The organism is Enterobacter sp. Bisph1, from assembly GCF_000814905.1.
In the GTDB taxonomy this organism is placed as follows: Bacteria; Pseudomonadota; Gammaproteobacteria; order Enterobacterales; family Enterobacteriaceae; genus Kosakonia.
The window spans coordinates 135,298-147,968 of sequence record NZ_JXAG01000050.1 but is presented as its reverse complement, the minus strand read 5'-3'; the positions used below and the strand labels follow the sequence as shown (position 1 = coordinate 147,968).

General features: G+C 56.4%; 5 protein-coding genes and 2 tRNA genes. 4 read left to right on the top strand and 3 right to left on the bottom strand.

Annotation, left to right across the window (positions count from 1 at the left end; all coding sequences use genetic code 11):
• Positions 1–78: 78 nt before the first annotated feature.
• A complete protein-coding gene (cfa, locus tag RW65_RS18345) occupies positions 79–1,227 on the top strand; it encodes a cyclopropane fatty acyl phospholipid synthase (RefSeq protein WP_039058245.1) in 1,149 nt (382 codons plus the stop codon).
• A 33-nt stretch (positions 1,228–1,260) separates the two neighbouring features.
• Here the strand turns inward: cfa and RW65_RS18340 are convergent, their stop codons facing one another.
• On the bottom strand, positions 1,261–1,899 hold the full coding sequence (locus RW65_RS18340; RefSeq protein WP_039058244.1) for a riboflavin synthase: 639 nt from the start codon (positions 1,897–1,899) through the stop codon (positions 1,261–1,263).
• Positions 1,900–2,209: 310 nt separating this feature from the next.
• Between RW65_RS18340 and mdtK the strand changes: the two genes are divergently transcribed.
• The 3 genes from mdtK to RW65_RS18325 all read left to right on the top strand — a co-directional run bounded on the left by mdtK (position 2,210) and on the right by RW65_RS18325 (position 4,098).
• A complete protein-coding gene (gene mdtK / locus RW65_RS18335; protein ID WP_039058243.1) occupies positions 2,210–3,583 on the top strand; it encodes an MdtK family multidrug efflux MATE transporter in 1,374 nt (457 codons plus the stop codon).
• 349 nt (positions 3,584–3,932) lie between these two features.
• Positions 3,933–4,009, top strand: a tRNA-Val gene (locus tag RW65_RS18330).
• Positions 4,010–4,021: 12 nt separating this feature from the next.
• Positions 4,022–4,098 (top strand) — tRNA-Val (locus tag RW65_RS18325).
• 164 nt (positions 4,099–4,262) lie between these two features.
• Here the strand turns inward: RW65_RS18325 and RW65_RS18320 are convergent.
• Complete coding sequence (locus RW65_RS18320) at positions 4,263–10,793, bottom strand: AIDA repeat-containing protein (RefSeq protein WP_039058242.1); 6,531 nt, start codon at positions 10,791–10,793, stop codon at positions 4,263–4,265.
• A gap of 31 nt (positions 10,794–10,824) precedes the next feature.
• Entirely contained in the window at positions 10,825–12,081 is a 1,257-nt protein-coding gene (locus tag RW65_RS18315) for an autotransporter strand-loop-strand O-heptosyltransferase (RefSeq protein ID WP_039058241.1), read from the bottom strand.
• Between the last annotated feature and the right edge of the window lie 590 nt (positions 12,082–12,671).

Below are 12,671 nucleotides of genomic sequence, written 5' to 3'. Positions count from 1 at the left end.
ACCGTGAGTTTTCTCACAAACCTTCATAAGCGGCTACGCTGATGAAAGGTTCTGATCACTGTCTGTGATGGAGAAGTTATGAGTTCATCGTGTATAGAAGAAGTTAGCGTACGGGATGATAATTGGTTCCGTATAGCAAACGAGCTGCTAAGTCGCGCAGGTGTCCGTGTTAACGGTTCCGCTGCGTCAGATATCCAGGTGAAAAATCCTAATTTTTTTAAACGTGTTTTACAGGAAGGATCGCTCGGACTCGGCGAAAGTTATATGGACGGCTGGTGGGAGTGCGACCGCCTGGACATATTCTTTACTAAGGTTCTGCGCGCCGGCCTGGAAAATCAGCTTCCTCACCATCTCAAAGATACACTCCGCATTGCCGGGGCAAGATTATTTAATCTGCAAAGTAAAAAACGGGCATGGATTGTCGGCAAAGAGCATTACGATCTCGGTAACGATCTGTTTAGCCGCATGCTGGACCCGCAGATGCAATACTCTTGCGCCTACTGGAAAGACGCCGAAACGCTGGACGATGCGCAACGGGCGAAACTACGGCTTATTTGTGAAAAGCTGCAGTTGAAACCCGGAATGCGCGTGCTGGATATTGGCTGCGGATGGGGCGGACTGGCGCAGTTTATGGCGCAGCATTATGGCGTGAGCGTTACCGGCGTGACTATCTCGGCTGAGCAACAGAAAATGGCGCAGCAGCGCTGTGAAGGCCTTGATGTCGATATTCTGCTGCAGGATTATCGCGATCTGAACGATCAGTTTGACCGTATTGTTTCCGTCGGCATGTTTGAGCATGTCGGGCCGAAAAACTACGCCACCTATTTCCGCGTCGTCGATCATAACCTGAAACCCGATGGCCTTTTTTTACTGCATACCATCGGCTCCAGACGCACTGATAACAATGTCGACCCGTGGATTAACCGCTACATCTTCCCCAACGGCTGTCTGCCTTCCGTGCGCCAGATTGCGGATGCCAGCGAATCGCACTTTGTGATGGAAGACTGGCATAACTTTGGTGCCGACTATGACCGCACGTTAATGGCGTGGTACGGGCGTTTTCTCAACGCCTGGCCCGAAATTGCTGATAACTACTCAGAACGGTTTAAACGGATGTTCAGCTATTACCTCAACGCCTGTGCGGGCGCGTTTCGCGCACGGGATATTCAGCTGTGGCAGGTCGTTTTCAGCCGGGGCGTTGAACACGGCTTACGCGTCGCGCGTTAAACAGCAGAAACCCCGGCTCGCCGGGGTTTCTTTTTACTCTTCGCTGGTCGCCACTATCGCCGCTTCTTTCGCCGCCAGCACGCGCTCCACCGTATCGACAACCGCCTGGGTTTGCGGGTCAATTTCGATATTTACCCGATGGCCCAGCTTTTTCGCCCCAAGGGTAGTGCGCTGCAGGGTTTCCGGGATGAGATGCACGCAGAAGCGGCTGCTGGTCACTTCGCCCACCGTCAGGCTGATGCCGTCAATGCCGATAAAGCCTTTATAAAGGATGTACTTCATCAGCGTCGGATCCTGCACTTTGAACCAGATCTGACGGTTATTTTCCGAAGTCAGGATTTTGACGATTTCCGCGGTGCTCATAATATGACCGGACATTAGATGACCGCCAATTTCGTCACTGAATTTCGCGGCACGCTCAACGTTAACCGTATCGCCCACCTGCAGGTCGCCGAGATTGGTGATGCGCAGCGTCTCTTTCATCAAATCAAAGGAGATGTGGTTACCGTTAATTGCCGTTACCGTCAGGCAGCAACCATTGTTAGCGATGGACGCGCCGGTCTCAATTCCTTCCAGCATCGTCTCGGGCAGCTCAATAACCTGGGTGCGGAAATTTGGTTTATCATCAATCGACACCAGTTTGGCTGTCCCCTGTACAATACCCGTAAACATACTTACCACTCCTTTACCATCTATTCGGCTTACCGTGTTTTTTACGCACAATAACAGCTGAAATTTTTGCTTGCCAGTTTCTCGCGCCCCGGCCGCCCTTTTCCCGCCATTGTTGCGAAAAATACAGCGCAACGCCGAAGAGTTAATGATAAGTAAGCTGCAGGGCTAACGTGGAAAAAACGCATTATAGCAGGTAATATTTGTACATCTGCCGCACTCATCGCTGTGCGGCATCCTTTAAGCGCAAGGAAAAACGCCTTTCTAATTAGTCGTTCCATTCATTCTTATAACAACAAGCTATAGGTGTTTCGTGCAGAAGTATATAAAAGAGGCGGGTCAGTTACTGGCGCTCGCCGTGCCGGTTATTTTCGCGCAGGTCGCACAGACCGCCATGGGTTTCGTCGATACGGTGATGGCAGGCGGCTACAGCGCCACGGATATGGCGGCGGTGGCTATCGGGACCTCCATCTGGTTTCCCGCCATTCTATTTGGCCACGGCCTGCTGCTGGCGATGACGCCGGTGATAGCCCAGCTAAACGGTTCCGGACGTCGTGAACGTATCGCCCACCAGGTCGGACAAGGTTTCTGGCTGGCAGGGATCGTCTCCGTGCTGATAATGATTGTGCTGTGGAATGCCGGCCACATTATTTACGCCATGCATAATATCGATCCGTTACTTGCGGATAAAGCCGTGCGCTTTTTGCGGGCGCTAATGTGGGGGGCGCCGGGTTATCTCTTTTTCCAGGTGATGCGTAACCAGTGCGAAGGCGTCGCCCGCACGGTACCGGGCATGATGATGGGCTTTGTCGGCCTGCTGGTGAATATCCCGGTGAACTACATCTTTATCTACGGCCATTTCGGCATGCCGGAAATGGGCGGCGTCGGCTGTGGTATCGCCACCGCATCCGTCTACTGGGTAATGTTTATCTGTATGCGTTTGTACGTCAAACGCGCCCATGCGATGCGTGATATCCAGGATCGGCAACGGTTTGCCAAACCGGATTTCGAAGTTCTAAAGCGCCTCACGCAGCTCGGTTTGCCGATTGCGCTGGCGCTCTTTTTTGAAGTAACGCTGTTTGCCGTGGTGGCGCTGCTGGTTTCGCCGCTGGGGATTGTTGATGTAGCGGGTCACCAGATTGCCCTTAACTTCAGCTCGTTGATGTTTGTATTGCCGATGTCGCTGTCGGCAGCGGTGACCATTCGCGTCGGCTTTCGCCTCGGGCAAGGCTCGACGCTGGAGGCGAAAACATCGGCGCATACCGGCTTGATTGTCGGCGTCTGTATGGCGGCGATGACGGCGATCTTTACCGTGCTGATGCGTGAAAAAATCGCCCTGCTCTACAACGACAATCCGCAGGTCGTGGCCCTGGCGTCACACTTAATGCTGCTGGCGGCAATTTACCAGATCTCCGACTCAATTCAGGTGATTGGTAGCGGCATCCTGCGCGGCTATAAAGATACACGCTCGATCTTCTTTATTACCTTTATCGCCTATTGGGTGCTGGGTTTACCGGTGGGCTATACGCTGGCGCTGACGGATCTGCTCGTCGAGAGAATGGGCCCGGCCGGTTTCTGGATGGGCTTTATTATTGGCCTGACCTCGGCGGCGTTAATGATGATGCTGCGGATGCGTTTCCTGCAACGCCAGCCCTCGGAGGTCATTTTGCAACGCGCCGCGCACTAAGTACGCGCAATATATCAACCGGGGCCGTGTGGCCCCGTGTTGTTTGTGCAGCAATAGCGTTGCCCTTGCGCCTGCAGCTGAAAAGATGCACGTCCAGCCACTTCCTTGCTGCCAGCGCCTTTTTAGGCACCACACAGGTGAAAAATGTGCATGCCCAAAGGGGATTAAGCAGGATAAACGCGCGGTAAATAAATGAATGATTAAGATTTATTCGCCTTACATCGCAAAACTGCCGCACCTTGTGTAAAAGTTCCCCAATCGAGCGTATTGCGGCAGAAATTTGCGATTTTCTCCTTGCCACATCTGCGGCCTGCCGCTAATATTCGTCCCCGTTGTCAACCACAACACTGCGTTCATAGCTCAGTTGGTTAGAGCACCACCTTGACATGGTGGGGGTCGTTGGTTCGAGTCCAATTGAACGCACCATTCCTTTTCAGTGCGTCCGTAGCTCAGTTGGTTAGAGCACCACCTTGACATGGTGGGGGTCGGTGGTTCGAGTCCACTCGGACGCACCATTCGTAAAAACACTCTGTTTTATCCCTCTTTTTATCCCAGCATAAACGTCACTGCCAGGCTGACCGCGCGCGACAGCGATAAAGTGACCTTCCCCCTATACACCGAAATAACAGGCAAAAAAAAAGCCGAACCTTGCGGCACGGCTTTCGTATTTCAGTCAGGCTTAGAAACCGACTTTCAGGGTGATTTGACCGCCGTAGCCGCCAGCGCCTGCGTCGTCGATGCTACGGGTATAGCCCGCACGCACCCCAAGGGTAACGTTATCGCGGATTTGGCCGTCAATGCCAACATCCAGCGACGCGGCGGTGCCGTCCTGATCCGGATTAAACGCGACCTCGCTGCCTGCTACGCCTGGCGCGCTGACGTTCAGCGTGCCCTTCGAGCCGAAGGTCTGAATAAAGGACGGACGCACCCACCAGCTTACCGGTACCGGTTTACCTGTCTCTTTAAGCGTTGCGCTGTTGCCCAGACGAAGACCGGCACGCACCTGTTGGCTATGACCGTCGCCGAACTGCACGTTTGCCACGTCATCATTACCGTCTTTCAGGTTCACGCCGCGATACTGGTACTGCACCTGCGGTTCCAGCACCAGGCCGCTACCGATATCAAACGGCAGACCGGTTTCGAAGGAGCCAACGTAGCCCCAGCCGTGGGTTTTCAGGCCGTTTCCGTCGCGCGGATTGGTATCGAAGTTGTGGCGTGTACCCTGGGCCACCACATCCATCCACCAGCCGCTCTGATGCACGCCGTTGAGGTAGAGACCGGCACTGTAGGCATCGTCCCGTACCGTACCGGCTCTCGACTTGTTGTTGCGCTGCACGTCGACGGCAGAGAGCCCCGCCGCACCGTACACACCTGCGGTCCATTCCATCGTAGAGGCCGAGCCCTGCCACAGATCGCTACCGATCTGCAGGAAGGTATAGCCGCCTTTACTTTCCGGCGTGTTGCCGTTGCGCAGATCGTTGCTGCCGTGATCGTGGCTGATCTGACCGGCCTGGAAACGGGCCCACATGTTGCTACCGCTTTCGGCTGCGGTACGCGCCGCATAGCGACGGGCATCCAGCGAGCCAAGCAGCGCACTGTCGTAGTCCATTGCCTGCGCATAGACGGAGCTGTAGAGATAGGTCGCCGAACGGTAGTTCTGCGGGCCGTTCTCATTGCTGCCGGCATCAGCGGTCGTCAAATACCAACTCTCGTCGGCGCTGCCCTGTTGCAGGGTGTAGTTATACGCACCTGCCTGCAGGCTGCCGTTGAGACTAAAGGCATCGTCGGTAGTGGTCGCGCCGTTGATGGCATTAACCACCTGAATACCGTTGCCGGTGGTACGTACACCCAAACCGCCCTGGCTGCGAATGGCGATCTGCGTGTTACCGGTGGCTGTGCCGCCGTCCAGCACAAGGCTGTCACTCACTGCAGTATTACCGTTAAACAGCGTGTTCAGGGTAATGGTACCGCCGTTACCCACCAGGTTGGTGACGGTCAGGGTTTTCGGCACGAATGCCCCGGTCTGTGCCTGGTAATCGATCGAACCGCCCAGCGTCAGGTTATTGAGCAGAGAGTCCCCGGTCATCAGCCAGTTTGAACCGGCATCAACGGTCAGGTCCGTCGGATCGATCATCCCGGTAAGGGAGGAGCCGTTGGTCAGCTGCAGCGAGGTACCGCGCTGGGCGATAATATCGGTCACTGCATCCAGCCCGCTAAATACCAGCGTACCGCTCTGCAGATAGGTGCCGCCCGCCTGATTTAGCGCCCCGCTCAGGGTCAGCGTGTTATTCCCCTCTTTATACAGCGCACCGTCGCCGTTGATGGCTGCGTTAACGGTGTTGGCACTGGTATCAGTGTTGATACGCAGTTCGCCGCTATTGTTAACGTTACCGGCAAGCGTCGCGCCATCCTTAATCTGGGTTATCCCGGTCACCATACCGCCCTCGGCGACGCTCAGCACACCGTTCTCGCTTACCACGGTGTTGTTGGCGCTGCCGTCTGCGGTCACCGACAGCAGACCGCCGCCTTCCAGCAGCACGTTGTCCGCAACCTTATTGGCAATGGAGAAGCTGCCAAGGGAGTTGGTGCCGTTGATAGTAGTGTCGGTACCGGCCATTAACGCTGCGCCGCTTTTGAGTTTGATATCGGTGCCCTTAGCGCCATCTTCCAGCGCCAGCATGCCGCCGCGCTCAATGGCCGTCTGATCCGCCACGCCCCCGGCGCGAACGAACTGGGCACCGCCTTTACTGACGGTAGTGGCGATAGCCGTACCACCGAAAGTGATGCTCTGGGTACCCTTTTCGCTGACGGTGGACGAGGCGACGGTGCCGCCCTGATTGACCACCTGCTCGCCAACCACCTTGTTGTCGATAACGATCGCACCGTCATTAACGTTCTGGATCCCGCCCTCACGGATGATGGTGGAGATTACCGTCCCGCCGCTGTTGACGTTCTGGGTACCGCCACCGTTGATGGTGGTGTTAATGGCGGTACCGCCGGTCAGCACGTTCTGGATGCCACCGGCCTGGATGGCTGCCAGTACCGATGTCCCCCCGCCGTAGATATTCTGGATGCCGCGCTCATAAATCGAGGTGTTCGTCGCATTCCCGCCCCGGTAGATATTCTGCACGCCGTTTGCCGCAAGCTCTGTATTCACCGCATTGCCGCGCACGTTCTGCTGGCTGGAGTTAATCAACGTAGTGTTTACCGCCGCGCCACCCGCAGCGATGTTCTGCACCGCAAAATCATCCATTATGGTGTTTTCGGCACGTCCACCACTGTAAATATCCTGGATGCTGTTACGGTTACGGGTATCGGTCACCACTGCGCCGTCGTAAATACCCTGTACCGCACCGTCGCTCAGCACGGTAGAAGTAGCTGAACCGCCGCTATAGATGCGCTGTTCACCACGGGTGATTTCTGACCCGGTGGTCGTACCGAACACCTCCTGCAGGCCACCCTCATCCACAAGAGAGACTTCTGCATTGGCGCCTTTGTTGACCACCTGACGTCCGCCGTTTTTCACGATGCTGACAATCGAGGTACCGTCAACCACCTGCAGACCGCCATCGACAAAGGTAAAGTCGGTGACGCCGCCGCTCGCAACGTTTTGTCTGCCGCCAGTTAAGATAGTGCCCCCGGAAGTGAAACCACCCGAGTTAACATTCTGCACGCCGCCCTTCTCAAGACGTGTTTCGAAGGCTTGCCCGCCGCTGCCGATATTCTGCGTACCGCCCAACAGACGCGCTGCGAAGGATTTCGCGCCATTATTGACGTGCTGCTCCCCGCCGTTCATCACGGTAGAGATAGCCACCGCGGAGTTGCTGAGGATCTGCGTCCCGCCGGCGTTAATCACCGTCTGGCGCGACCAGCCGTACGGGTCAACGATCTGCTGACCGCCGTTATTGATCACCGCGTCGAACGATTGACCGTGTACGCGCTGTACGCCACCGCTATTAATCAGCGTGCCGCTGGCCTGACCGCTCTTGTTCACCAGCTGTACCCCACCGTCGCTGACGCTGGTGCCGGAAGCGGAGCCTTCTACCAGTTGAGTACCGCCGCCGAACACCGTGCCGTCAGACGCCGCACCGCCGGCAGAGACGTGCTGCACCCCGCCGTTATTGACGATCGAGCCGGCAGCAAGGCCGCCGTTGGTAACGATTTGCTGACCACCGTCTCTGATAATGGAGGAGATAGCCGTACCGTCTACGCTCTGTACGCCACCGCTGTTGATATGGGTATCGGTGGTTTTACCGGTCGCCTGCACGATCTGCTGGCCGCCATCGCTGACGCTGGTGCCGGATGCGGTCCCCGCCACCAGCTGTTTGCCGCCGCCGAAAATGGTGCCATCGGACGCTGCGCCACCAAGGCTGATATGCTGCAGGCCGCCACTGTGAACGGTGGTGCCTGCCGCCAGGCCACCTTTATTCACCAGTTGGGTGCCGCCGTTGCGTACCACGGATGAAGTCGCGTTGCCGTCTACGCTCTGCACACCACCGCTGTTGATTTGAGTATCGGTAGTTTTACCGGTAGCCTGCACGATCTGCTGACCACCATCGCTGACGCTGGTGCCGGACGCGGTACCGGCCACCAGCTGTTTGCCGCCACCGAAGATGGTGCCGTCAGACGCCGCGCCGCCAAGACTGATGTGCTGCAGGCCACCGCTGTTAACGATAGAGCCTGCGGCCAGTCCACCGCGGTTTACCAACTGCACGCCGCCATTGTTCACCACCGCTGACGTCGCTGAACCGTCAACACGCTGCAGACCGCCGCTGTTGATCAGCGATCCACTGGCGCTGCCGCCTACCTGGACATGCTGAATACCGCCGTCGCCGATGACCGTATCGCCCGCCACGCCCGCTACCAGTTGCGTTCCGCCCAGCAGCGTGGTTTTTGACGCCGTACCGTTGGCACGCACAATCTGCACGCCATCTTTATCGACGCGCGTGTCGTTCGCATGAGCACCACTGCGGATCAGCTGTTTACCGCCGCTGTAGACGATGGTGCCGTTAGCCGTGCCGTCAACATCCTGGAAACCGCCGTCATAGATTTTGCTGTCAGTGGTTTTCCCGGTGACGTGTACCTGCTGCACACCGCCTGAGTCCACGCGGGTATTGGACGCCGTACCTTCGACAATCTGAGTACCGCCATACAGCAAGGCATCCGAAGCCGCACCGCCTTCGTTGATGTGCTGCAGACCACCAGAATTCACCAGTGAGCCAGCAGCAAGTGCGCCAGAATAGATCAGCTGCACCCCGCCCTCGTTGACCACGGCGGAGATCGCCGTGCCGTCTACCGCCTGAGTACCGGCGCTGTTGATGATGGTGCCGATGGCTTTACCGGTTGCCTGGACAATCTGGTTACCGCCGTCGTTGATGCTGGTGCCGGAGGCCGTACCGGCAACGACTTGATTACCGCCACCAAACACCGTGGTGTCGGACGCGGCGCCACCTTCATTAATGTGCTGCAGGCCGCCGCTATTAACGGTCGCGCTGGCCGCCAGCCCGCCACGGTTCACCAACTGGGTGCCGCCGTCATAAATAACCGAGGAGGTGGCTGTGCCGTCCACGCGCTGGAGGCCGCCATCGTTAATCAGCGATCCGTTGGCGCTGCCGCCCACCTGAACGTGCTGTACGCCGCCGTCACCGATAATGGTATCTGCCGCCACGCCCGCCAGCTGCTGAGTACCGCCCATCAGCGTAGTAGAAGCCGTGGAACCACCGGAGAGCACATCCTGAATCCCACCGCGGTTGATAACAGCGCTGGTTGCCGCACCGCCGCTGCGTATTTTCTGCACACCGCCGTCGTTCACTTCTGCTGAGACCGAAACACCGTCCACATCCTGTTTACCACCGGCGTTAACCACCGCGTCACTGCTCTTGCCGCTGGCGTGAATCTTCTCCAGACCGCCGTTATTGATGATGGTGCCGGAAGTGGAGCCTTCCACCAGTTGGGTACCGCCGAGCAAAACGATGTCGGATGCCGCACCGCCTTCGCTAATATGCTGCAAACCGCTGGTATTCACCACGCCGCCTACTGCCAACCCGCCGCGATTAACCTGCTGCGTACCGCCAGCGTTGACGATAGAGGAGTTGGCCTCGCCGTCTACGTTCTGCGTGCCGCGATTGTTGATGATGGTGCCGGTAGTTTTGCCGGATTTCTGCACCACCTGCGCACCGCCGTCGCTAACGCTGGTGCCTGATGCTGTCCCGGCGACAACCTGGGAACCGCCGCCAAACACCACGCTATCAGAGGCTGCCCCACCCTGATTGATATGCTGAACCCCGCCGCTGTTCACGGTGGTGCCCGCCGCCAGTGCGCCGTTATACACCAGCTGTGTACCGCCGCCGTTGACGACGGAGGAGATCGCGGTGCCATCAACGGTCTGCGTACCACGGTTGTTGATGATGGTGCCGATAGATTTACCGGTTTGCTGAACCAGCTGTGCGCCACCGTCGTTGAGATGCGCGCCGGATACGGTACCGGCCACGACTTGATTGCCGCCGCCAAAGATGGCGGTGTTGTCAGCGGAACCACCGACCCTAACGTGCTGGCTGCCGCCGCTATTTACCGTCGCATCCTGAGAGAAACCACCGCTGTTGATAAGCTGAATGCCGCCTGCGTTAATCACGCCCTGCACTGAACTGCCGTCGACGGCCTGCACGCCGCCGCTGTTAATCTGCGTCTGGCTTGCCAGCCCGCTTTGCAGCACCGTCTGTACACCGCCAGCACCGACGATGGTGCCCGCAGCCTTGCCGGCGACTGCCTGCTTGCCGCCGCTGTTAAGCTGCGTGCCTGTTGTCGCCCCGTCCACTTCAACAATCTGGGTGCCGTCAGTGACAACGGTACCGGTCGTCTGGCCGTTCTGACGCACGATCTGCGAGCCGCCATCCTGAACGCGGGTATCTACGGTCTGACCGCCCGCCACAATCTGGGTACCGCGGTTGCCGATAGTATGGTTGGTGGTTAATCCGCCGGTGCGCACGTTCTGAACACCCTCCTGCACCACCTCATCCCGCGTCGAACCCGTGACATTCTCGGTGAACGCCATCGCCCCGCTGCTGGCGAACAGGCCGCCCACTGCCGCCGAGATCAACACCGCGCCGCCTGCGCGCTTGCCTTTAGCCCGGGTCAGCTCTGAAACCACCACAAACGCCCGCTGTACGTCATTCCACACCAGCCGGTAACTGCAGTTAAGACTTTTCTTCATATCATTATCCTCGAAACTCGTCTCTCATCCGTCATGCGGCATGTTGATCGGAGTCTGCCAACGCTGTTGTTTTGATGCCAAAGGGATTGCTTCGCAGGGCGATCAGTCGACGAAGATGACCGATGACCTGCTTGCCAGTGATAAAACGTGTGCATTCGTACTGCCGGTCCGTGCCTTTGTGGCGCGGACACCAGAAATAGTCCTGATGATCAAAATTAAACCGCGCGTCATCCCAGCAGCCGTTGCAAACATGGGTGTTGATGACGCGCCAGGGGGTATAAAATTCGCTGTTCGGCAGGCTGAATCCACTGATCAGCACCACCGGAATACGGCAGCCCCAGGCAAGCCAGGAGAGACCGCTGCCGAGACCAATAAAAAACTCGGCATGCTCCAGCAGCGCTACGCGTTCAGCGAGGGGCAGATTGCCGGTAAAATCTTCCGCGCCGTGGGGGATTTTGTTCCAGATGTAACCGCGACCCACCACACGCTCTTTGTCGATACACAGCACGCGGTAGCCTTGCTCTTTCAGATAGTCGATGACTTCATGCCAGCCGTGGCCGTTGTTCCAGAATTTGGCCTGGCTGGTCGACTGGGTAGCGATGCAGACATAGGGTTCAGCGATACGACGCTCGCTGTGCTGGCGCAGATCCGGCACGATTTCCGTGGGGTCGACGCCGAGAATATGCCCGGCGGTGCGATGCAGACCAACGGCGCGAAAATCAAAGGGCTGCTTGTCGAGATCGCCGTGAAAAAACAGCCCGACGCGCCAACTGGCGTAGGGCGGCTCGCTCAGGCCCGGCCCCGCCAGCCAGCCTTCAGGGGTAACGCAATTAAGCTCTGGATAGACCGGCTTGAAGAGATCGACGATAGGCTGTGCCATAGTGCAATTGACGTTGCACTGATAGGTCTGCCGAAAGCGTTCAGCGTAAGGTACCCAGCCGATAAGGTCGCCCAGCGTACCGCTGGGAAATGAAACCAGTACCGTTTTGCCGCGCATATCCAGAACGTGATCCAGCACGGGATCCATTTGAACGCCGTCCCAGACCCGCAGACGAAACGGCACGTAATATTTTTTTGTGCTGATTACCCAGCCCTGCGCGACATCGTCGGCAAAGAGAATATTTCCCGTTTCGTCATCGCTTATTTCCACCCGCCAGTTACCGGCAGGCAATAATAACCGGGCACCGTCATTAAAATCATACAGGATACCCATCGGTCCCTGCTGGGTAGGAATTTCTGGCGGTGGAATAAAAGCATATCCCTGTCCAGCAATTGCGGAAGTCGTCATTGCCCAACCTTCATCATGAGTAAACGCTTTCAATAAGCCGGCGGCAATTAATAAACAGGCACCGGCCCACCTCCGGAGGTAATCATCCGGAATGAATATTTATAGATTTATGGAGTCTTATTAAGCGCCGCTTAATAGTAGTAACAAGCCGTTTGATTGCAAATTCTTACAAAACGTTAAGATCTATATAAATCAATAGGTTAGATTTATTATATTTTAACACCTCATTTACATATCTCTTAATAAACAAACACTTAAGCCTCTAAAAAAAACAAATTTTAGGATAATCCTTAAAGCAAATTATCTGCAGGGAGCAAATGTTGATTGCAAAATATAAAATATATTCCCAGCGTTTTGAGGGGTTTATAACGATATATCCTCTGCATTGAGAGGATAGAGCGGGATTAATAACAGGCTGTCTCATCAATTAGTTAAATGGCACGCCAACCTCCTTTTTTCGACTTAATTCATACCAACACCAGGTTAAGCTGAATATTTAATAGAAAAATCTTATTGTATATTCCACTCCATTCTGAGAAGTGCGGGTAAATAAACCTGGCCGTAGCAGCATAATAACGGTGCTGCAGAGG

What these genes read in the sequence shown, in the direction of transcription:
- cfa (WP_039058245.1), top strand. Translation starts at nt 79, where the DNA reads ATGAGTTCATCGTGTATAGAAGAAGTTAGCGTACGGGATGATAATTGG.
- RW65_RS18340 (WP_039058244.1), bottom strand. Translation starts at nt 1,899, where the DNA reads ATGTTTACGGGTATTGTACAGGGGACAGCCAAACTGGTGTCGATTGAT.
- RW65_RS18320 (WP_039058242.1), bottom strand. Translation starts at nt 10,793, where the DNA reads ATGAAGAAAAGTCTTAACTGCAGTTACCGGCTGGTGTGGAATGACGTA.
- RW65_RS18315 (WP_039058241.1), bottom strand. Translation starts at nt 12,081, where the DNA reads ATGACGACTTCCGCAATTGCTGGACAGGGATATGCTTTTATTCCACCG.